The sequence below is a fragment of the Psychromonas sp. genome, from assembly GCF_041586535.1.
In the GTDB taxonomy this organism is placed as follows: domain Bacteria; phylum Pseudomonadota; class Gammaproteobacteria; order Enterobacterales; family Psychromonadaceae; genus Psychromonas.
The window spans coordinates 1-22,716 of record NZ_JBFGZY010000053.1 but is presented as its reverse complement, the minus strand read 5'-3'; the positions used below and the strand labels follow the sequence as shown (position 1 = coordinate 22,716).

Genomic DNA, 22,716 nt, shown 5'->3' with positions numbered 1-22,716 from the left:
CGCTTAAAAATTCGTGGCGGCAGGTAGTGCCGACACGTTAAACGCTTGTAAGAGGTTTTAGAAGACTAACGCAACTTAATGTTGCAATGCCTAAACCGTTGACGACAAGCATCACCTTGCTTTAGCTGGGTGAGCTTCAACACTTTATCTTCACGATCGTGGCGTTGCACTGGCGTCACGAATTTGATTCGGCTGTGCATGTGTTCGTTGCCATAACATGTGCTAAATCCTCTCACCCAGACCCTTGCTTCATCCAAGCCATTGAAGCCTTCGCTCGGCCAACGGCAGCAATATTTCACTGTGCGAAACAGCGATTCAGAACACCTCAATCCCTCTTGTATTGCAAACTTCCAGATCGATAAACCGCTTCCAAGATACTTTTTGGTGTTACTTACAGATCTTCACTATATGTTGCCATTAATTGTTGCTAAACGCCCCTGATTAAATTGATAATTTAAACAGGGGCGTTTGCATGTATTGAGTATTTTTATTGTCAGTTAATTGGATGAGTTTAGTGCTAATAGAATGAAGGCTAAATTCACTACAGATAAGGATAAGGATAAGGATAAGGATAAGGATAAGGATAAGGATAAGGATAAGGATAAGGAGTGTGATTCATAGGCACCCTTTCTCTATGAGTCACACTCCTAATGTTTATTGATTCAATTTTTTTAATTCTAATAAAGTATGCCCCAAACCAATATCATCGGTACGCTTTTCAACAGTAAATCCGGCATTTTCAACAATTTCTAAAAAGTCTTCGCCTCTGTAAAAACGGCTATTTCCGTTTGCCAAGCAGGTGAAGTACAAAGAAGTCGCATTTAAACTTAATGTTGCAGCTTCATATTTTTGCGCATCCCAGAACAATTCTAAAATATAGACTTTTGCGTTATCGCTCATAGCGTTGCGAATACGTTGCAAAATACTGAGAATTTCCATTGGAGAGAAGCAGTCTAAGAATTGGCTCATCCACCAGACATCAGCCCCTGTTGGCAGCTCAGCCGTTTTATCTAATATATTGGCTGGGTAACCTTTAATTCGCTCAGAAAAACCCTGTTCTTGCGCATTTTCCATTGCCATTTCAACCTGTTGTGGTAAATCGATAATAGTCATTTCAACATCTGCATCATGATTTACACATTGCAGAGACCACTTGCCGGTATTACCTCCGATATCAAAGATACGTTTTGGTTTATCTTTAAATACTTTTTCTAGCAATATTGGGAAAGAGCGATCCGAGTAGAAATGATCAAATTCAAACCAACTTTGCTTGGCTTTCTCAGGTAAAAGCGATAAACCTTCATAAATGGTTGGCCAGTCTCCTAACTCTTTCAGTCCGGCTGGTGTGCCTTTTTCGATAGCTTCGGTTAAATGCATCATTGCGGCATAACAAACATCAGCCGTGAAATCTAAGTTTGCACGGGTCATGCTGTCGTGTACTAACGAGTGGCCAAGATTAGCTAATACATAGTTTGGGTGCTGCCAAAGAACAATATGAGCACTCAGAGCCATATCCAGTAATACTTTGACGCCATATTCGGAAACATTCGTTTTTTCGCTAATTTGTTGTGCGTTTAATCCTGTTTGTTTAGCGTTACTTAAAACCTGCAAAATACCTAAATCGCGTAAAGTGCGCGCGGTATGAAAGGTGATTGGAGCAAAAGCTAGTTTTTGCGCTTCTGTTTTAGCCTGTAATGCGTTGTAAGGGTCTGTTAAAAAGTTGTTCATCAATTTCTCTATCTAATTTTAAGGCTTACAGAGTTCGAACACAGTTTGTAAACGACGTTGTGGTTGAGTAACAAAAGGGTTGTTTTTATCCCATGCATATCCCGCTAAAATAGAGCAGATCATCTGTTTAATTTTAGCGTTGGGGTTTTCTTGTAAAACAACTTCTTGAAATTGACCATTATACCAACCCTCTACATAACAGCGAAAAGCATCAACACCGACCATCAGTTCTTGCGCATATTGCTGCTGCCAGTTCACCTCTTTGCCTGCAAATTTTTCAACCAACAAATGGCTGGCAAGTTGTGCTGATTTCATCGCAATAGTTACACCTGATGAAAATACCGGATCTAAAAACTCCCCCGCGTTGCCTAATAATGCAAATTTATCACTGCATAATTGTTTAACATTTGCAGAATAACCGAGTATTTCGCCACTAGGGTTTGGAAATTGAGCTTCTCTGAGAATAATCGCAAGGCGGATCTCTTCCATAGCAAGTTGCTTCAAGGCTTGGATGTTATCGTCTGGGTAGTGCTCAAAAAAGGATTCTTTAGCGACCACTCCAAATGAACAATTGCCATTGCTAAAGGGGATTAGCCAATACCACACTTCGCTATCATCAGGGTGTACCGATATTAGGATTTTATTGCGGTCAAAATGTTGATCGCTAATATTATCTTCAATATGGGTAAATATTGCTTTGCGGGGCGGTAAAGTAGAGGGTTCCTCTAAATCTAATAAGCGTGGTAATGCACGCGCAAATCCACTGGCATCCAGAATATAATCGGCTTCAATTTGGTACTGTTGCTGATTTTCATCCGCAACGGTCAGCAGTGGTTTATTACTTAAATCTAAGCTTAACAGCTCATGCCGGTAACGAATTTTTACGCCTTGTTTCTGAGCAGCATCCGCTAATACTTTATCAAATTTACCGCGTTGAACTTGGAAGGTCGTTCCTGCCCCTTCTGTGTATTTGTCAGTAAAGTCAAAGTGGCTTGAGCGCCCATTTTTATGGAATGCAGCTCCATTTTTAAATTGAAAGTCAGCTGCTAATACAGCCTCTAGCAATCCAGCTTCTTTGATAAACCCCATACATGCAGGTAATAAACTTTCACCAATAGAAAAGCGAGGAAATGTGCTTTTTTCTAATACGATACAATCGATATTGTGTTTATTTAACAATGCTGCGGCGATAGAGCCTGAAGGCCCCGCGCCAATAATTGCAACTTGAGTATTTTGCTTTCCTAACAAAGTGATTGCCCATTAATTTTAGGTGTAATAAGTTTATACTTTTTAAACTCAATATATAGTGTTTGCATCAATAAAATGCGCGTTTACGAAGACAATTGTATGATGCGCAACCAGCTTCTGTTTATAATAATTCTATTTATAGGATATTCTATTTGCAGAGTAATTATAGATGTTTTTGATAAATAAAAGGCCTCATGTACCATGCTGATGGTAAACTCTTTATTACTGATTTGTTAACATTGATTTTTAAGTCAATATTGTCACGATAGATAGAAGTAGGCGGAAAATGAAAGCAATAGCCTTCAATATTAAAAACTGGTTTGCGATTTCGCCAGGAATAGAGAGTCAAGATGCTTGGCGATGCTGGAGTGAACAGCATTGTTTATGGCCGAACAACGCAAGTAAATTACAAGCTACGCTCATTCCGCCTATGCTGCGCCGACGCATGAGTAGTTTGAGTAAAGTTGCTGTACAAGCCGCGATGCAAATTAGTCAAGATCAGCAGTTCGATTACATCATTTTTACCAGTCGACACGGAGAATTAACCCGTACCGTGTCTTTGCTGGAAGATATTATAAAAGGCGAGGACGCTTCTCCAATGGCATTTTCACAGTCAGTACACAACACAGCAGCGGGGTTATTTACCATTGCTAGCAAACGTGCAACACCCGTTACCTCAATAGCAAGTGGAGAAAATGGTTTATCAGGTGCCATTATTGAATCTTATTGCTACCTCTGTGAACACCCAACGCATCAAGTGTTGGTGGTTGATTTTGACGAACCATTACCTGATTTATACCAGCAATATGAAACACAAGATTATCAAAGTTATGCGTTGGCTATGTTGATTGAATCCGGTGATCGCTACACGTTAAGCAGTACCCCCGCTCTTACCGATAAATTGCACCCACACCCTCATGCTTTGCAACTTATCAATTGGTTGGTTTCAGATAAAAAATTCGTTGATATAAAGAGTCAAAATAAGTGTTGGCAATGGAGGGAAAAAGATGACTTGTTATCAACACATTAATAAAGCATGGCGCATTTTTGCGACGGGTTTTAATTTTGCTTTATTTGGTTTTGGTGGGCTAGCGCTTACTTTTATCGTTTTTCCGCTACTGACTTTTTCGTTGAAAGATAACTTAGAACGTGAATTGAAAGTACAAAAAATAATTCAGCGCTCATTTGCTTTTTTCTGCGCATCAATGCGTTTTACTGGCGCTATTGATTATCGCTTTGATGACGAAGCATTATTACAACAGGATAAAAACTGCATTATTGTGGCTAACCATCCAAGTTTGATAGATTACGTCTTAATTGCATCACGTTTAGAGCAGTGTGATTGTTTGGTAAAAGAAGCGATTTGGCACAATCCATTTATGAAAGGGGTGGTTAAGTCTGCGGGTTATATTCCCAATACAGCTGTAGAAAACTTAATTGATGATTGCTCTAAACGATTAGATGATGGCAATGTGCTGTTAATTTTCCCAGAAGGAACACGTACAGCGCCGGGAAATTCGTCGAAGTTACAGCGTGGTGCTGCGCAAATTGCAATCAAAACGAAAACAGAGTTGCGAGTCATTCATATATCGGTCACCCCACCTTTTCTAACCAAACAGAAAAAATGGTACCAAGTTCCCGATGTAAAACCCTTTTTCCATCTTCAAGTAAAGGATAAAATAGCAATAAAGCCCTTTATTGAAGAAGGGGGGGCACCTTCAGTTGCGGTGCGAAAATTAAATAAGCATCTAGACGATGTTCTTTTTCGATCTGGAAACAGATAACAAAGTAGGTATTCATGGAACAATTACAAACAGAGATTAAACAACTTATTATTGATTCACTCAATCTTGAAGATATCAGTATTGAAGAGATCGAAACAGATGCTCCACTATTTGGTGATGGCTTAGGCTTAGATTCTATCGACGCACTCGAATTGGGGTTAGCGATTAAAAAGCAATATAGCGTAGTGATTGATGCAGATGACACTCAAACGCGCGAGCACTTTGCTTCTGTTGCTAACTTGGCTAAATACATCTTCGCGAATAAGGGATAAACATGACAAAACTAAATCGCGAAAAAATATTTCAACAGGTTCAAGATGCATTAGTTGAATTATTTGAGTTAGATGCTAAAGATATTCAGCTTGAAACTAAATTGTACCAAGAGTTAGATTTGGACAGCTTAGACGCTGTCGACTTAGTGGTTCACTTGCAAAAACTAACGGGTAAAAAAATCAAACCTGATGAGTTTAAAATGGTGCGCACGGTAGAAGATATTGTTAATGCTGTTGAAGAACTGTTAAAGGAAAAATAATGAAATTGCTGGCAATATTGTCAGCAATTGTTTTATTAACTTATCCGCTTGCCGTCTATTATGGTTTAAGCCAATGGGGAATAGGCGCAGTTGCTGGTGTACTTGGTTTTTTGTTTATCTTACGTATTATTGGCGGCAATAAAACACGTCTGCGTGAGCTTAAATATATCGCTTGGTTAAGCGGTTTTGCTGGGGGGAGCTTAACCTTGTTTGCTTTTCTATTTAATAATAGCAGCTGGTTTACCTATTACCCGGTCATCGTTAATCTGCTGATGTTTACACTGTTTATGGCAAGTTTATGGCAATCAGAAACCATAATCGAACGGTTTGCGCGGCTACAAGAACCTGAATTACCTGATTATGCGATTCGTTATACGCGCACTGTCACCAAGGTTTGGTGTCTGTTTTTTATTATTAATGGCCTTATCGCTTTGTATACCAGCTTCGTTAGTTTATCGATGTGGACGTTATACAATGGTTTGATCAGTTATCTGTTAGCGGGTGCATTATTCGCCACTGAGTTTGTAGTGCGCCTTTACATAAAAAGAAAAAATAATGACCTTTAATCGCCTCGATACACTGCTAAATGCCAACCGCCCTGCGACAATGAGCGTCGCTTTTTCAAATCAGCAAAATATAAACTGGCAAACTTTTATAGCTGATGTAAAAAAACTCACGGAACAACTAAAGCAACAAAAAGAGCTGCGTTGGGCTATCTGCTGTGGCGATAGTTATTTTTTTTGTATCGCCTTTTTTGCCGCCGCGTGTGCCGCTAAAAAAATAGTATTACCCGGTAATCATCAACCAGAAATGCTAAATAGTTTATCAGCAGAGTTTGATGCGATGTTGCAAGATGGGCAGCTTATTGATTATTCAGATAAAAAACAGATTCAGTTACCTATTTCTAACAATGAATCACAACTTAAATTACAACCTCAATCGCAAGCATTCTTACCGGCATTAGACCTAGCGAAAGTTTCAATTACCCTTTTTACCTCTGGCTCTAGCGGTTTGCCAAAGCCGATAGTTAAAAGATTAACCCTGTTAGATAACGAAATTCAACAATTAGAAAAAAATTGGGGGGCGTTATTAACGAATAAAAAAATTGTCAGCACGGTTTCTCATCAACATATTTACGGGCTGTTATTTCGTTTATTATGGCCACTTTGTGCAGGTCGATCTTTTGCGCGTACAAATTTAATTTATCCAGAGCAAGTTGTAGCGAATGCGCAATCAAATCTGGTCTTAATTAGTAGTCCAGCTTTATTAAAACGTATCGAAGATGTAACCGGGTTTGATGGATATGCGGCAGTATTCTCATCTGGAGGCTCCTTAGCTTATTCAGCAGTGAGGCAAAGCTCAGCAAGTTTAAAACAGTTACCAATTGAAGTGTTTGGCAGTACAGAAACAGGTGGCATTGGTTATCGCCAGCAAACTCGAGAGGGCTGTGTTTGGACTTTTTTTGAGGGAATTGTAGCTGATACAGATGCGCATGATTGCTTAACCTTAAAGTCCCCTTGGATAGGAGATGATTGGTACCAAACTGCGGATCAATGCCAACTGCTTGGGCAACATAATGGTCAAAAAAAATTCATAGTAAAAGGCCGTGCAGATAAAATTGTTAAAATCGAAGAGAAGCGTATCTCTCTAATTGAGGTTGAACAACATTTAACTGAATTACCCTGGATATACGAAAGTGCAGTGATATTGCTAGAAACCGAGCAACGATCAGCCTTAGGTGGGGTATTGGCGCTTACTGAAGAAGGTATTAACGAAATTAATCGTTTAGGGAAAGGCAAGTTTTGGATCTTATTACGCCAACAACTGCGTTTGTGGATTGAACCTGTTGCGATACCTCGTTATTTTAGAGTAATCAATGAAATACCTGTAAATACGCAGGGTAAGCGCTCACATGCCGAACTAATCAAGTTATTTGTAGAGTAGACCATGACATTACGTAAAGCGACTATTTGCCAACAAAGCGTGACTGAAAATGAGGTGCGATTATCACTGCTAATCGACCCAGAGTTAACTGATTTTAAAGGCCATTTTACTGGGTTTCCAATTTTGCCGGGGGTCACGCAATTAGATTGGGCTATTTTTTATGGTCAACAATTCTTGAACTGCCCAGAACGTTTTAAAGGGATGGAAGTTATCAAGTTTCAAGAAGCAATTTTACCCAATAACCGTGTTGAATTAACCTTAACTTGGGATGCTGAAAAGGGAAAATTGACCTTTAGTTATATTAGTTATTGTGATGCTGTCGTAATAAAACATTCATCGGGTCGTATTAAGTTGGGGGCAATTTAATGGGTATTAATAATGATCGCTTTAATCCCTGTTTTTTAATTCCCTGCTACAACCATGGTGAAATGTTACCTGCCGTTATAGAAAAACTTGCTGTACTCTACCAGTATACGATTATCATTGTTGATGATGGCAGTGATATCAGCACTAAAAATGCCATCAACCTTCTGGTCGGTGAGCATATCGTCGTTACTTTGCCGATTAACCAGGGTAAAGGTGGTGCTGTTATTGCAGGTATTCAAAAAGCGCAACAATTAGGTTATAGCCACGCAATTCAAATCGATGCAGATGGTCAACATGATCTAAGTAGCTTGGATAAGTTATTAAATGAAGCGAAAAATCACCCTCAAGCATTAATCTCTGGTCGACCAGTCTATGATAAGTCTGTGCCTAAAGGCCGATTATATGGTCGTTATATAACTCACTTTTGGGTATGGGTAGAAACATTATCGTTTTCGATTAAAGACAGTATGTGTGGTTTTCGTGCTTATCCCATTCAACCGACATTACAACTTTTTCAGCAGACCAAAGTGGGTTTGCGCATGGATTTTGATATAGAAATTATGGTTAAGCTATATTGGGCTGATTGTGATATTCGCTTTGTTGACACTAAGGTTATCTATCCTGAAAATGGCATATCTCATTTTGATGCGCTGCAAGACAATATCAAAATCAGCAAAATGCATACTAAGTTGTTTTTTGGCATGTTAACGCGCATCCCTTCACTGATGACTCGCAATAAGCGCATAGATAACAGTACTAATCAGCAAGACAGTAAAACACATTGGTCAAAACAGCGAGAACAAGGCACCTATTACGGTATTAAACTATTGATGGCTACGTATTCCATTTTAGGGCGCTCTTTCTTTAAATTAGCTTTGATCCCTGTGTTATTTTATTACTCGTTAACAAATAAACAGATCAAACAAAGCTCAACACAGTATTTCAACCAACTACGTCAATATTGTTTAAATTCAGGCATCAAACCGCCAAAAAACTTAACGGTTTACCAGCATATCAACTCGTTTGCATTAACCATGTTAGATAAACTGGCAGGATGGAAAGGGGATATTTCCATTGATAACCTATCGATATCAGGTGAGCACCACTTAGATAGCCTGAAAAAATCAAAACAAGGCATTGTTATTATCGGATCTCATTTGGGTAATTTAGAATTAACGCGTGCATTAAGTAAACGCCATCATGGAATTAAAATTAATGCCTTGGTTTTTACCGATCATGCCCCCCGTTTTAATGCGGTGATGAAAGCGATTAATCCCAGTTCAGAACTTAATATTATTCAGGTCAATAAACTAGGGGCCGACACCGCTATTTTGTTAGATCAAAAACTAGAAGCGGGAGAATGGGTGGTGATTGTTGGGGATCGCACTTCAACCAGTGTTGAAAGTCGTTCTGTGTGGGCGGATTTTTTAGGCAAAAAAGCCCCCTTTCCACAGGGCCCATTTTTATTAGCTTCTATTTTAAAAGCTCCTGTTTATACGCTATTTGCTTTACGTGATGAAAAAAGGAAAACGCCCCATTACTACTTTTACTTTCAGCCTTTTAGTGAGCAAATTAAATTACCAAGAGGGCAAAGAGAACAAGCATTACAAGAGGTTGTGCAGCAGTATGCTATACGATTACAACATTACACTTTAAAAGCACCATTGCAGTGGTATAACTTTTTTAATTTTTGGCAGTTAAGTGGAAAAGAAAATGACAAATAAAGCGCAAAGCATCACATTTGGGCAAGGACGTTTGACCATTGAAGATATCGTCGATATCGCTAATGGTGCAGATGCAAAGATGAACAATAGTGCTGAATTTAATGCCAAAATAGATCGCGGTGTGGCATTTTTAGAGTCTCTATTAAAAGAAGATGGTGTTATTTATGGTGTGACAACCGGTTACGGAGACTCATGTAATGTTGCTATACCGCCTGAGTTAGTAGATGAGTTACCGCTGCATTTAACCCGTTTCCATGGTTGTGGTCTAGGTGATGACTTAACTGAGCAACAGGCGAAAGCGGTATTAGCGACTCGTTTATGTTCATTATCTCAAGGTGTTTCAGGGGTAACACATGAGCTGTTAGCGCAAATAATAACGTTAATTAATCATGATATTTCACCGCGTATTCCAGAAGAGGGATCGGTTGGTGCAAGTGGTGATTTAACGCCACTCTCATATTTAGCGGCTACCTTAATTGGTGAGCGTGAAGTTATCTATAAAGATCAGATTCGCGCAACTGCAGAGGTGTTTAAAGAGCTCGGTATCAAACCCATTAAGCTTAAACCCAAAGAGGGATTGGCGCTGATGAATGGTACAGCGGTGATGACAGCCCTCGCTTGCTTAGCTTATAAGCGTGCAGAGTATCTTGCTCAACTAGCCACTAAAATTACTGCGATGGTGTCTGTGGCAATGCATGGAAATGACTTCCATTTCGATGAAGCACTGTTCGCAGTAAAACCTCATCCGGGGCAACAACAAATTGCAGCTTGGTTACGTTCTGATTTACAAGCAGAGCGACCACCACGTAATAGTGATCGTTTACAAGACAGATACTCGCTTCGCTGTGCTCCTCACGTCATTGGTGTGTTACAGGACAGTCTACCTTTCTTTCGTAGCATGATTGAAAATGAGCTTAATAGTGCTAATGATAATCCAATCATTGATGGTGATAATGAGCGTGTATTACATGGTGGGCACTTTTATGGTGGTCATATTGCGATGGTCATGGATAGCTTAAAAACCGCAGTTGCCAATATTGCCGATCTGCTCGACAGACAGATGGCGCAGTTGATGGATTATAAGTTTAATAATGGTCTGCCATTTAACTTAACCGGTGCACAGGGCAGGCGCAAACCGATTAATCATGGTTTTAAAGCGGTACAAATTGGTGTTTCTGCCTGGACCGCTGAAGCGTTGAAACATACCATGCCAGCGAGTGTATTCTCACGTTCAACGGAGTGTCATAACCAAGATAAAGTTAGTATGGGCACCATTGCCTCACGTGATTGTTTGCGTGTTTTAGTTTTGACAGAACAAGTGGCTGCTGCGTCTTTGCTAGCAGCAACGCAAGCATTAGTACTACGTAAACGTCAAAATGAACTCGATCAAAGCCATTTTAGTGATGGTTTAAGTGCCATGACTGCATCGGTATTGAGTGAATTTGAGTTTATTGAAGAAGATCGCCCTTTAGAGGCGGACTTACGTAAGTTTATCACGCTTATTCAAGATCAGTACTGGAAGCTTTATTAACCAGCAGTCAGTCGTAAGCCTATGGCTGATAGCTGAATTTCGGAGTTCATATGATAGAAGAGCGTAAAATTGATTTAACCGCTGAAGTGATATTAACCACATCATTTCAAGATGCTGATCCGATGGGCGTTATTTATCACGGTAACTACTTTCGTTTTTTTGAAGAGTCACGCCGAGTTCTGATGGAAAAAATAGGTTATACCTACCGTGAAATGCAGGCTTCTGGTTACGTGTGGCCGGTTATTGATAGTTATGTTAAATATGTCAAAGCAATTCCTTATAACCATCAAATACGTATTACGGCGACGCTCTCTGAATGGGAGCATCGTTTACGTGTTGATTACGTTATTTATGATGCACAGACAGGCGCGCGTATGACCAAAGGATATACTCGGCAAGTGGCTGTTACACTTGATAGCCAGGAGATGTGCTTTGCTTCACCGCAACTATTTCTCGATAAACTGGAGTCTTACTTTGTTGATTAAAAAACTGATTAAAAAACTGATTAAAAAACAATTTTTGACTAAGAAACAAGTCATGACTTTTTTACTGTTATTGTTCGGCACCATTGGCATAAACACTATCGCGCAGGCTTTATCGCTGCCTGAGCTGCAGGAAAAATTAGCGTCTCAGCAGCTGGTGCGTGGGCAATATATACAGACAAAAAAGATGCGGATGTTTAATCAACCTTTGCTTTCACGCGGTGATTTTGTGCTACAGCAAAAACAGGGATTATTATGGTTACAAACACAGCCTTTTCCTGTGTCGCTTGTATTGACGCAAGATAAATTAAGTCAGCAGTTTGATAACCAGGCTCCTCAAATTATTCAGGCACAGGACAACCCAATGGTGTTTTATTTTAGTCACCTGTTTTTATCTTTGTTCAAAGGCGATATAGCAGGGCTCACAGCACAGTTTGAACTGCATTTGCAGTCTGTTAATGAAAAGTCTGATAAGGGGCAGTGGTTACTATTATTAACGCCCAAAAGTGCGCCATTAAATAAGGTATTTAAGCAGTTATCCATTAGTGGTGCTGAATATATCGATCAACTTGAGTTAATTGAATTGAATGATGATAGCTCAACAATTCAGTTTATTAATCAAAATAGCTTACCAACTAATTTAACTGATTATGAACAGCACTATTTCCAGTTCTAAAATAGCCCTATTGTGGCTAGTGATTATCTGTGGCGCTATTTTTATGCTCTTGCTGCAGACTGTTTTACAGACAGATTCGCAGCAAAAATTTCCCATCGAAACCAATATACTGGCGCTATTACCGGAAAATAATCAGGATAAATTTGCTCAGCAAGCGTTCCAGCAAGTGACTGATAATTTGGGTAATAAGGTGGTTTTTTTAATTTCCTCTGAAAATATAAAAACAGCAATTAAAGGCGCTGATTATTTTACTGAGCAACTGATAAATACGGATCTATTCTCCACTGTTTCAGGCAAGCTCAGTGAGCAGGAGCAACAGGCCTGGGCTAACCTCTATTTTCCCTACCGTGCGCAACTATTAACAGAAACACAAAAAAAACGTTTAGCAGCAGATCCAGCAAAGCAGAGTCAGCAGGTTGTTCAGCAGATCTATAACCCTTTCTCGGGGGTGACTGGCGGAGAGCTAAGTAATGATCCCTTCCTGCTGTTTCGTGAATATATATCTAAAACCAGCCACGCGAGCGCTAATATTAGTTTGCAGCAGGGCTATTTAACCGCCGAGCAGGCTAATCGTTTTTATATTGTTGTTTACGCTGATTTAGCGGACAGTCCATATAATTTAAATCTGCAGGATAAATTACCACAGCTAACGGCAATAGAAAGCGCTACTAAAGATAAGTTTCATGTGCTACTACACCATACCGGCACCCTATTTTACGCATCATATGGAACACAAAGTGCAAAAGGCGAGATAAGCACCATCGGTATTGGCTCTTTAGTGGGAATTATTCTGCTCTTGCTGTTTGTTTATCGCAGTGCGTTACCCCTGTTTTTAGCGCTGTTGTCTATCAGTTGCGGTTTGCTGGTTGCTTTTGTGACCACCGTTTTAGTGTTTAAAAAAGTACATCTGTTCAGCTTGGTATTTGGTGCAAGCTTAATTGGGGTTTCTATTGATTATGCTTTCCACTATTTAACCGAAAGGTTGGTGCATAAAGATAATTGGGATTCATCTCTTGCCTTGAAGCATATCTTTAATGCTATCACCCTTGGGTTAGTGACCAGCTTAATTGGTTATTTAGGTTTATTGGTGGCACCTTTCCCTGGTTTGCAACAATTATCGCTATTCTCGGTGGTTGGCTTATTATCGGCCTATTTAACTGTCGTGTGCTGGTATCCTTTATTGGCTAAATCGAAGAGCCAAAGCAAACCGCCTAATTTAAGGATATTACAACAGTGGTTGTTTTTATGGCATAAACCCAAGGTGCGCTTGTTTGTGCCACTATTTACGCTGTTTATCTCCCTGCTAGCCTTTAGCCAAGTTACCTTTGATGATGATATTCGCCAGTTACAAGCGATGCCTGAGAGTCTTAAAACACAGGAATCATTTATAAAAGAGATAACTGGAGCCGGTCAAAATCAGCAAATGTTACTAGTCAAAGCGGATAGCGAGCAGTCACTGCTTGCCCGCCTAAAGCAAGTTGAATTGCAGTTAAAGCAGTGGAAAAAACAGGGGAAACTGGTTTCCTATCAGAGTATAAGTCAATATTTACCGTCAATTACAGAGCAAAAAGAAAACTATCAGTTAGTTAATCAATTATATGAAGCGCAGGCGCCAAGGCTCGTTGAAACACTCAACTTGGCACGGCCGTTGCGGTCACCACCGGCCTTTAGTCCCTTAACTGTTGCTGATTTTTTACAGTCTCCTGCGACCAAAAATATCTCCTATTTATGGTTAGGCGAGATACAAAACAGTCAGGCGGCAATTATCTTAATTAATGGTTTTAAAGAGATTGAGCTGTTAGTTAAGTACAGTGAGTCATCTCCTGATCTTAGCTACTTGAATAAAGCGGATGAGATATCCTCTATATTTAAAGAGTATCGCGAGCATATTAGTGGTTTATTGGTGATTGCTTACCTGCTAATTGCTGCTCTATTAACATGGCGCTATAAAGTGAAACAAGCATTGTTAGTATTAACCCCGCCGTTAATTGCTGCCTGTGCTGGTCTGGCAATCACTAGTTTAATGGGAATACCGATCACCATCTTTAATTTATTAGCTCTGATTCTGATATTAGGTATTGGTATTGATTACACGCTTTTTTTTGCAGAACAAAAGAATCATAAGCATGTCTTAAATACCCTGCTGGCGATCACGCTTTCCGCTATCACCACGGTATTATCTTTTGGTTTATTGGCGTTAAGCGAAACACAGGCGATTCATGGATTTGGTATTACCGTCTTTAGCGGCATTATTGTCGCGTGGTTATTAGCACCATTAGCAATAAGAGAGGCATCATGAGGCGCATTTTTAGTTGTTTATTGAGTGTAATATTACTTAGCGCCTGTTCTCTGAAACCTGTTCCACAACCTGCAGAGCAGCAAGACTCAGGGCTGCAGGGTAAAAATATACAGGTGGAAGTGAGCAATGGTGTCTTCGTTGATCTCCCTAAACCTGTACAATTGCAGCAAACACTCAGTGTGAGTCAGTTAATTAGTGCGCAATGGGGGCAAAAACAGCAACACAAATTATTAGTGCAGCTGCAGGTTGATGACCAGCAGGTGGTGCTGGCTGGATTTTCCTCCTGGGGGACGCGTATATTAAGCCTTAATTATGCAGATAACCAAATACAAACCTATGTTATGGCGGGGCTTGTTGATACGCTGCCAAAACCAGAGCAGGTATTATTTAACGTGATGTTATCAATTTGGCCTGTTGAAGCCTGGACTGCGTCATTTCAGCCTATCGGATGGCGGTTGCTTGAAAATGATTTACAGCGTGTGTTAATTAATGATCATGGTCAGGTGGTGGTAGAGATTAATTATCAGAAAAAGCCCTATCTCTCAGGGTTAATTACCTTTAAGCATCTGCTGCTTGATTACCAGATAAACATTGAAACGAATAGCGAGTCGTGATGAGCAAGCAAACAAAAAAACGCCTTGTGTACATTAATAGCTGGGCAATGAACTCGGCATTAGGTGACAATAAAAGCACTGCTAAACAACGTCTATCTCAGGGGGTTTCAGAGGATATGTGTTTAGAAACGGGTTGGTTGAACGATGGTAAAACAACCGTAGTCGGTAAGGTAACCAGCAGGTTGCCCGTGATTGAAGGTAAGTTTAATACCCGTAATAATCAAATTGCACTGTCAGTTTTATTACAAATCGAAGAGGAGATTAAAAGTACAGTGCAACGTTACGGTAAAGATCGCATTGCCGTAGTGGTGGCAACCAGTACCTCTGGTATTAGTGATGGTGAATCAGCTATTGCTAAAAAACAGCAAGTTGGTGAGTTTCCTGAAAGTTACCATTATCAGCAGCAGGAACTGGGTAACTTGGGTGAGTTTGTCGCACAGCACTTTAATATCGAGGGGCCTGTTTATACAATCTCCACTGCTTGCTCTTCAAGTGGACGTGTGTTTCTGTCTGCAAAACGTCTGTTAAATGCGGGGTTGGTCGATGCTGTGATTGTGGGTGGAGCAGACTCGCTTTGTAAATTAACACTTAACGGTTTTCATGGCTTAGAAGCGCTTTCTACCACTCACTGTAATCCGTTCAGCGAAAATAGAAATGGCATTAATATCGGTGAGGCGGCTGCTTTTATGCTGCTTTCAAATGAAAAAAATAATATCAGCAATAATAATAATAACAGCCTGGCGTTATTAGGCGCTGGTGACAGCTCTGATGCGCATCATATATCAGCCCCGCACCCCGAAGGCAAAGGTGCTATTGAGGCGATGTTAAATGCACTTGATGATGCACAGCTGTTGGCTGAGGATATCGGTTACATTAATGCCCATGGTACCGCCACAGCGCTTAATGATGCGATGGAGGCGAAGGCGATTTATCAGATATTTTCCAATAGGGTGCCAGTGAGTTCAACAAAACCTTTTACAGGGCATGCACTAGGTACCGCCAGTATTATTGAGGCGGCGATTATCTGTTTGTTATTAGAGGAAGATATTGATCTGCCCAAACAGGTTAATGATGGCCGTGTTGATAAAACACTTGCGCCGATCCTGTTGGTAAAAGCGGGGCAAAAACTTGCTAAACGCGCGGTATTAAGTAACTCCTTTGCATTTGGCGGTAATAATGTATCGATAATTTTGGGGGCTGATAATGAATAACTGTGTAATAACCAATAACTATTCAGATATTAGTGAGTTACTGCCTCATAAAGCCCCGATGATACTGATTGATAAGCTTGTTGATGTGGATGAGCTTAGCGTTCATTGCCAAGTTAAAATAGACGATTCGGGACTGTTTTTTAATAAACAGATGAGTGCCGTACCCGCTTGGGTTGGCATTGAGTTTATGGCGCAGACGGTCGCTGCATGGTCCGGGTATCATGCTAATACACAAGGGGAAACGCCACCTATCGGATTTTTATTAGGCAGTCGTAGATATAACGCAGAGTGTAGTGAATTTACGTTAGGCAGTGTATTGGATATTTATGCAGAACAGTTAATGGAGAATGAGGGCATGGCTGCTTTTGCTTGTCGCATAGAGTGCAATGAGCAAGTGTTAGCAAGGAGTCAGTTGAATGTGTTTGTACCCTCACCTGAAAAATTAAAAAGTATGTTAGGCGAAAAGCCTGAAAAGGAACAACAATGACAAGACAGGTATTAGTAACCGGTGCCAGCAAAGGCATTGGCCGTGCGATCGCTATTCAGCTTGCTAAAGATGGTTTTACCATCGCGGTGCATTATATGGGCGATAAAAGCGGTGCTTTAAAAACCGTTGAGTTGTTACAGGAAGTTGGTGGCAGTGGACGTGTTTTACAATTCGATATCCGTGACCGTGAGCAATGTAGACAGGTATTGGAAGCTGATATTGAAGCGCATGGCGCTTATTATGGCGCGGTAAGCAATGCCGGTGTCACCAACGATATAGTTTTCCCAGCAATGACAGGTGAAGAGTGGGATGGTGTAGTGCATACCAACCTTGATGCTTTTTATAACGTACTGCATCCTTGTATTATGCCGATGGTGCAGCTTCGTAAAGGTGGCCGTATTGTCACCATGGCTTCGGTTTCAGGTATTACCGGTAATCGTGGCCAAACTAACTATAGCGCTGCTAAAGCGGGCATTATAGGTGCTACAAAAGCATTAGCATTAGAACTCGCAAAACGAAAAATTACCGTTAACTGTGTTGCACCTGGGCTGGTGGATACAGGTATGGTTAATGAAGAGGTTAAAGAGCATGCATTGCCTATGGTGCCGCTACGCCGTATGGGACAACCTGAAGAGGTTGCAGGTTTGGTGAGTTATTTAATGTCTGATGTTGCTGCTTATGTGACTCGCCAGGTTATTTCGATCAATGGGGGGCTAGTGTAATGGTTGTACGAAGAGTAGTCATCACAGGTATGTCAGGTGTCACGGCGTTTGGTAATGATTGGGAAAGTGTTTTAGCCAAACTAAAAGCATGTGAAAACGCAACTCAATATATGCCAAGTTTTGAGCAATATGATGGTTTAAATACTAAGCTTGCAGCCCCAATTGATAATTTTGAATTACCTAAACATTACACGCGCAAAAAAACTCGTGGCATGGGGCGCGTTGCTAAGTTAGCTACCTTGGCTTCAGAAAATGCATTAATTCAAAGCGGTTTAATAGGTCATGATGTTTTAACTAACGGACAAACAGGAGTAGCGTATGGCTCATCAACGGGCAGTACCGATGCAGTTGGAGCCTTTGGTGTAATGCTAAATGAAAAAAGTACTCGCGCTATCACTGCTACAACCTATGTACAAATGATGCCACATACCAGTGCGGTAAATGTTGGGCTGTTTTTTGGTTTAAAGGGACGTATCATTCCAACGAGCAGTGCTTGTACTTCGGGTAGCCAAGCCATTGGCTATGCCTATGAAGCGATTAAATTCGGCAAACAAACCGTAATGGTTGCTGGTGGAGCTGAAGAATTATGTCCAACAGAATCTGCGGTTTTTGATACCTTATTTGCTACAAGCTTAAAAAACGACAACCCAAAATCTTCGCCTAGCCCATACGATAAGGACCGTGATGGTTTGGTGATAGGCGAAGGTGCTGGCACGTTGGTATTAGAAGAGTATGAACATGCAAAGTCGCGTGGTGCCAAAATTTATGCGGAATTAATTGGATTTGCGAGTAACTGTGATGCAAAACATGTCACTCAACCTGAAGCTGAAACTATGCAGATTTGTATGGAAATGGCATTACAAGATGCAGGTATCAGTGCGGATAAAATTGGTTATATCTCAGCACATGGTACCGCTACTGAACGAGGTGATATTGCAGAAACTAATGCAACAGAAAATGTAGTCGGTGCTAACATCCCGATTAGTTCATTAAAAAGCTATTTTGGTCATACTCTAGGCGCTTGTGGCGCAGTCGAAGCTTGGATTGCTATTGAGATGATGAATGAAGGTTGGTTCAATCCCACTTTAAACCTGAATAGTGTTGACCCTAAATGTGGTAATCTTGACTATATTACTGGCACCGGTCGTGAAATCACATGTGATTACATTATGAGCAATAATTTTGCTTTTGGTGGTATTAATACCTCCTTGATTTTTAGACGTTGGTAAGTTTGATTTATAAGCGCCAGATAGCAAGCTAATTTGCTGCGTTTTTTATAACCACGCCGATATCTGTCATCTGCCAATTAGGCTGGAATTTTGATTTTGGCTAATACTATCTCGGATATGTCTTTGTTCTGTTAGCCGTTCATTGGCGCGTTAATTATTTTCAACTCAATACGTTGAAAATATACATTGTGCACATTGACTGTAATTTCAAATCTAGCCGGAATATGCAGTATGAAAGGAGCCTTAGTGTTGACACTGGGTTTTATCTGGCAATCAGGTATAAACAGACAAAACAGACAAAACAGGCGGAATTTACGAAGGACAAAACAATTTTCGATGTAAAACGGTCGGCAGAATTAGCCTTGATGGCTTGCTTTCTAAACGATCGTATAGTAAAAAAATCGATGTATTAAACGGTATTTTTTACGACAAACCTCAACGCAGACTGTTTGTTATCGGAAAATACTGGTCGCAATTATGGGAATTAGCCTCAGTCTAAAAATAAATAATGTCACAAGTTAAATGCAGTATTTTGGCCTGCCATTACAGGGCTGACGCTTAATCATCTACCAGTTTATTGGAATTACCCAATACCCAGGCAATAATCATACTGGCAGATAAATAGTCGTCCTGCCTTAGCAACGGACTATCGTTATTAGCTGAACCGCTGAGGTTATAATAACTGACCAAAGCGCCAACATAGAGATTACCAAATTGACGCTTGATGCCGGCTGAGAACCGGCTGCCGGTAAAACCGGATGAGGATTGATAAAATGACCTGTCAGCGCGCACATCTGCTTGGTTTACATTATAAATGTAACCATGGTAACGTCTATCACTGAACACCAAGCCAGCTGTGGTGGTGAGAGCCCAGCCTTGCAGTTGAAGTTCATGTTGAAGACGAGGGTTGGCTGTCCAGCCCTGATGGTTTAAAAACTCGCCCCCTAAAGTAAATGCTGCTCTAATAGGTAAATCAAAACGCAACTGCTGCTGCTCGGCCTGAAACAGCTGATATTGTAAAGTGGGTCCGACTTCGACCATGAAGTCGAGATCTTCCATACCCTCTCTGGCATCATTATCTTTACTGTCCACTGGAAGTACAGCACTGACACTGAGCCGTAAATCTAGCTTATCACTGCTAAATAGCAAACCTCGCAGACCTTCATTATCAGCGCGGATGGTTTTGCCTCGATAAACAAAATAGGGCACCGGAATTAAATAAGCCTGCTGCTGATCAGAGCCTAAATAGTGAGGGCTATACCAACCCGCCGCACCTACTCCATATTCCCACAGCGGCTTCTTTTCGGCAGCAAAGGCAGACTGAATAAAGCTGCAAATAATGAGTACGCGAAGCAATGATTTCGAACTATTTACTATCAGCGTAGTTAACCGGGTCAATGGTGTAATGCTGTTGGCCAGTTGGTTATAGCTAAAGCGAAGCTCAATTAATTTATGTAAGTTTAATAATTTATCAGGTAGTTTAGAAAGCTCAATTTCGGCCAATGACAATGTGTTAGCTGCATTTGCTTTGGCTTCTTCTACCCTGTGTAAAGTTTTATCAGTGTTCATCAGTATTATTTCGTGTTGATATATGCTCAAAAGATAAATTCAATCTTAGATAAAATGTTGTGAACGACAAACCAAAGCCCCATACGTTGTAATGTTGTAATTGTGCCGCTCCAGTAGTCATTTATTCTAACAATGTGAGGTTTTTATGCCTGAAAGTAAAGCACAAAAAGCCTAAGCCATAAAAATGCAGCTAAGCACAATTGTAATGTACGTTGTTAGAAGAGCTTGAGTTGTTTTTCTAGGGTAGTGCTCGATTCTTTTAAATTCTGTAAGCTCATTTATCCCGTGTAGCGAGCAATCTAGTGAGGATGCCAAGTCTAGTATGATACTGACTGTAAAAGTGTGTAAAAAATCTATTCTTTATCGTTGATACGATTAAATGGTTTTATTTTTAGGCGCTCCCGCAGGGCTCTCGCTGGTGCTGTTTTTTTAAACTATATGGCGCTCTAGGGCTATCAAAAGCTTACAGAGCATTTTTTGTCTGCATATCCTCTCAAACTGCTTCACTTTTATAAATTATCCCTGTCCATATCCTGTTTTTCATGTGTGTAGCGTGTGTGTAACGCAACCGAGTGTTTTCAGCGTTACCCTAAATTCAATAGGTTAAGCTTCCAACATACCTAACCCTCTCCTACTTTCTTTTTTCCTGTCCTTTCTTGCCCTCCTCTGGTCCTTTTGAAGCATAATGCGTTGCTTTATAAAGTGGTAGTGGGGCGTATGAATATGATTTTTATCCATATATTAATTTTTTGGACCCTTTCCTGATATCGATTTAGTAGCGCAAGAAAGGTTACGAGACAGCATAAAGATAGGGGACTTTAGGTGCTCTCATAAATTGGTGATGACTCAGTTTGCGGTTGAAATAAAAATAATAAATTAGATGAAAAAATATTTCGCGTTTTTTAAAAGGGCGCGGAGGTAAAAAGTTCGTTTAGCGGGCATCGACTATAATAATGAGAACCATCCATTTGTAATGTTTTTATTTTCTATGAGGTGCCTATGTATAGATTGCTCTGTTTTATTGTATTAGTGCTAAGTACTCTCCCTATTAATGCTTTAGATTTTCAAAACAACTTGAAAGCTGCTGAGCAAGGAGATGCTGTTGCACAATATAATCTGGGAAATATGTTCGATTATGGACAGGGTGTCCCCCAAGATTATGAACAGGCTGCAATGTGGTACAGAAAAGCCGCTGAACAAGGTAATGCTAAAGCTCAAGTTAACCTCGGTTTTTTGTATAACAAAGGTAAGGGGGTGCCGCAGAATTATAAGCAAGCAGCTACTTGGTACCGAAAAGCTGCAGAGCAAGGTGATGCTAATGCCCAAGTTAACTTGGGGCTTCTGTACAATGAAGGCAAGGGGGTTCCACTGGATTATAAGCAGGCTGTGTTGTGGTACAGGCAAGCCGCTGAGCAAGGTAATGTTACTGCTCAGGTGCAACTGGGAAATATGTACCGTAAAGGCGATGGATTGCCCCAAGGTTATAAAGAGGCTGCGGCGTGGTACAAAAAAGCGGCCGAGCAAGATGAAGTAAATGCCCAATATTATTTGGGATTCTTGTACGAACATGGACATGGGGTGCCTCAAGATCTTGGGCTTGCAGCAACGTGGTACAGAAAAGCTGCTGAGCAAGGAGATGCTAATGCTCAATATTATCTAGGGTTCTTGTACAATGTTGGGCGAGGGTTACCTCAAGATCATAAGCAGGCAGCCTTATGGTACAGAAAATCCGCAGAGCAAGGTGATGCTAATGCTCAAGTTAATCTGGGAGGCCTTTATAATGTAGGCAATGGAGTTCCACTGGATTATAAACAGGCAGCCACTTGGTACAAAAAAGCAGCTCAACAAGGTGATGCTAAAGCTCAAGTTAATTTAGGAGTCCTGTACCATTTTGGCCGAGGGATGACTCAAGATTATAAACAGGCCGTCACCTGGTACAGAAAAGCTGCAGAGCAGGGGAATGCCAAAGCCCAAGTTAATTTGGGATTTCTTTACAACAAAGGCAAGGGAGTATCACAGGATTATATGCAGGCAGCCACCTGGTATAGAAAAGCCGCTGAACAAGGAAATGCTAGTGCTCAATATGGTCTGGGAGCCTTGTACCATTTCGGCCGGGGAGTGCCTCAAGATTATAAGCAGGCGGCCACCTGGTACAGAAAAGCCGCTGAGCAAGGAAATGCTATTGCTCAATATGGCTTAGGAGGCCTGTACCATTTTGGGCGGGGGAGGGGGCAGGATTATAAAAAAGGATATATGTGGTATTATTTAGCTCAATATAATGGTTTCGATGTGCATATCTCCATGGACAATATAATACAAATGATGAGCTCAAATGATATAAGCGAGGCTCAAGCAATGTCTCGAGCTTGTTTAGAATCTAATTATGTGAATTGTAATTAATACCAAATCCGATAATTATCTATTCATTTATGCTTGTTAAAATGAATGCTAGCTAGACATAAAACTACATTTTAGTCTTTGTTATTGATTTGATTCAGAACGTCCTGTTCTTCACCACTTTGTGGCCAGCTAAAGCTGTTCAAAATCGTTCCATACGATTTTGTGTAATT

General features: G+C 40.6%; 22 protein-coding genes and 1 pseudogene. 19 read left to right on the top strand and 4 right to left on the bottom strand.

All coding sequences use genetic code 11. The annotated features are described in order from the left end of the window. Positions 1-146: 146 nt before the first annotated feature. The 3 genes and pseudogenes from ABZA00_RS07805 to ABZA00_RS07795 form a co-directional block, all read right to left on the bottom strand. A pseudogene (locus tag ABZA00_RS07805) lies at positions 147-320 on the bottom strand (IS3 family transposase); the annotation flags it as partial. Positions 321-654: 334 nt separating this feature from the next. Beyond that, on the bottom strand, positions 655-1,728 hold the full coding sequence (locus ABZA00_RS07800; protein ID WP_372881595.1) for a methyltransferase: 1,074 nt from the start codon (positions 1,726-1,728) through the stop codon (positions 655-657). Between the two features lie 18 nt (positions 1,729-1,746). Then, on the bottom strand, positions 1,747-2,976 hold the full coding sequence (locus ABZA00_RS07795; protein ID WP_372881594.1) for an NAD(P)/FAD-dependent oxidoreductase: 1,230 nt from the start codon (positions 2,974-2,976) through the stop codon (positions 1,747-1,749). Between the two features lie 286 nt (positions 2,977-3,262). On the opposite strand from ABZA00_RS07795, the gene ABZA00_RS07790 reads away from it, so the two are divergent. The 18 genes from ABZA00_RS07790 to ABZA00_RS07705 all read left to right on the top strand — a co-directional run bounded on the left by ABZA00_RS07790 (position 3,263) and on the right by ABZA00_RS07705 (position 19,076). Next, complete coding sequence (locus ABZA00_RS07790) at positions 3,263-4,006, top strand: beta-ketoacyl synthase chain length factor (RefSeq protein WP_372881593.1); 744 nt, start codon at positions 3,263-3,265, stop codon at positions 4,004-4,006. Beyond that, positions 3,984-4,760 (top strand): lysophospholipid acyltransferase family protein, encoded by a 777-nt coding sequence (locus ABZA00_RS07785; RefSeq protein WP_372881592.1) that lies wholly within the window; start codon positions 3,984-3,986, stop codon positions 4,758-4,760. The genes ABZA00_RS07790 and ABZA00_RS07785 overlap by 23 nt, the downstream gene beginning before the upstream one ends. Before the next feature lie 14 nt (positions 4,761-4,774). Then, complete coding sequence (locus ABZA00_RS07780; protein WP_372881591.1) at positions 4,775-5,032, top strand: phosphopantetheine-binding protein; 258 nt, start codon at positions 4,775-4,777, stop codon at positions 5,030-5,032. A 2-nt stretch (positions 5,033-5,034) separates the two neighbouring features. After that, on the top strand, positions 5,035-5,292 hold the full coding sequence (locus ABZA00_RS07775) for an acyl carrier protein (protein WP_372881590.1): 258 nt from the start codon (positions 5,035-5,037) through the stop codon (positions 5,290-5,292). Then, entirely contained in the window at positions 5,292-5,858 is a 567-nt protein-coding gene (locus ABZA00_RS07770) for a hypothetical protein (RefSeq protein ID WP_372881589.1), read from the top strand. Before ABZA00_RS07775 ends, ABZA00_RS07770 begins: the two co-directional genes overlap by 1 nt. A gap of 40 nt (positions 5,859-5,898) precedes the next feature. After that, entirely contained in the window at positions 5,899-7,236 is a 1,338-nt protein-coding gene (locus tag ABZA00_RS07765) for an AMP-binding protein (RefSeq protein WP_372881588.1), read from the top strand. Positions 7,237-7,239: 3 nt separating this feature from the next. Next, entirely contained in the window at positions 7,240-7,602 is a 363-nt protein-coding gene (locus tag ABZA00_RS07760; protein ID WP_372881587.1) for a 3-hydroxyacyl-ACP dehydratase, read from the top strand. After that, positions 7,602-9,326, top strand: coding sequence for a glycosyltransferase (locus ABZA00_RS07755; protein WP_372881586.1), 1,725 nt, complete (start codon positions 7,602-7,604; stop codon positions 9,324-9,326). The genes ABZA00_RS07760 and ABZA00_RS07755 overlap by 1 nt, the downstream gene beginning before the upstream one ends. Then, positions 9,316-10,857 carry a histidine ammonia-lyase gene (gene hutH / locus ABZA00_RS07750; RefSeq protein WP_372881585.1) on the top strand — a complete coding sequence of 514 codons (1,542 nt, stop codon included), beginning with the start codon at positions 9,316-9,318 and terminating at the stop codon, positions 10,855-10,857. Before ABZA00_RS07755 ends, hutH begins: the two co-directional genes overlap by 11 nt. Positions 10,858-10,907: 50 nt before the next feature. After that, complete coding sequence (locus tag ABZA00_RS07745) at positions 10,908-11,342, top strand: acyl-CoA thioesterase (protein ID WP_372881584.1); 435 nt, start codon at positions 10,908-10,910, stop codon at positions 11,340-11,342. 52 nt (positions 11,343-11,394) lie between these two features. Next, positions 11,395-12,015 carry an outer membrane lipoprotein carrier protein LolA gene (locus ABZA00_RS07740; RefSeq protein ID WP_372881583.1) on the top strand — a complete coding sequence of 207 codons (621 nt, stop codon included), beginning with the start codon at positions 11,395-11,397 and terminating at the stop codon, positions 12,013-12,015. Further along, positions 11,990-14,314, top strand: a complete 2,325-nt coding sequence (locus ABZA00_RS07735) for an MMPL family transporter (protein WP_372881582.1) — start codon at positions 11,990-11,992, stop codon at positions 14,312-14,314. The genes ABZA00_RS07740 and ABZA00_RS07735 overlap by 26 nt, the downstream gene beginning before the upstream one ends. Next, positions 14,311-14,928: a DUF3261 domain-containing protein gene (locus ABZA00_RS07730; protein ID WP_372881581.1), complete on the top strand. Its 618-nt coding sequence runs from the start codon at positions 14,311-14,313 to the stop codon at positions 14,926-14,928. Before ABZA00_RS07735 ends, ABZA00_RS07730 begins: the two co-directional genes overlap by 4 nt. After that, a complete protein-coding gene (locus ABZA00_RS07725) occupies positions 14,928-16,139 on the top strand; it encodes a beta-ketoacyl-[acyl-carrier-protein] synthase family protein (protein ID WP_372881580.1) in 1,212 nt (403 codons plus the stop codon). Before ABZA00_RS07730 ends, ABZA00_RS07725 begins: the two co-directional genes overlap by 1 nt. After that, a complete protein-coding gene (locus ABZA00_RS07720; RefSeq protein WP_372881579.1) occupies positions 16,132-16,626 on the top strand; it encodes a hotdog family protein in 495 nt (164 codons plus the stop codon). The genes ABZA00_RS07725 and ABZA00_RS07720 overlap by 8 nt, the downstream gene beginning before the upstream one ends. After that, on the top strand, positions 16,623-17,348 hold the full coding sequence (locus tag ABZA00_RS07715; RefSeq protein WP_372881578.1) for a 3-ketoacyl-ACP reductase FabG2: 726 nt from the start codon (positions 16,623-16,625) through the stop codon (positions 17,346-17,348). The genes ABZA00_RS07720 and ABZA00_RS07715 overlap by 4 nt, the downstream gene beginning before the upstream one ends. Continuing rightward, positions 17,348-18,577 carry a beta-ketoacyl-ACP synthase gene (locus tag ABZA00_RS07710; RefSeq protein ID WP_372881577.1) on the top strand — a complete coding sequence of 410 codons (1,230 nt, stop codon included), beginning with the start codon at positions 17,348-17,350 and terminating at the stop codon, positions 18,575-18,577. The genes ABZA00_RS07715 and ABZA00_RS07710 overlap by 1 nt, the downstream gene beginning before the upstream one ends. Positions 18,578-18,887: 310 nt before the next feature. Continuing rightward, positions 18,888-19,076 (top strand): glutaminyl-peptide cyclotransferase, encoded by a 189-nt coding sequence (locus ABZA00_RS07705; RefSeq protein WP_372881596.1) that lies wholly within the window; start codon positions 18,888-18,890, stop codon positions 19,074-19,076. Positions 19,077-19,135: 59 nt separating this feature from the next. Here ABZA00_RS07705 and ABZA00_RS07700 read toward each other — a convergent pair whose 3' ends face one another. Next, on the bottom strand, positions 19,136-20,146 hold the full coding sequence (locus ABZA00_RS07700; protein ID WP_372881576.1) for a MipA/OmpV family protein: 1,011 nt from the start codon (positions 20,144-20,146) through the stop codon (positions 19,136-19,138). Between the two features lie 999 nt (positions 20,147-21,145). Here ABZA00_RS07700 and ABZA00_RS07695 point away from each other — a divergent pair. Further along, complete coding sequence (locus ABZA00_RS07695; protein ID WP_372881575.1) at positions 21,146-22,546, top strand: tetratricopeptide repeat protein; 1,401 nt, start codon at positions 21,146-21,148, stop codon at positions 22,544-22,546. Positions 22,547-22,716: the final 170 nt, after the last annotated feature.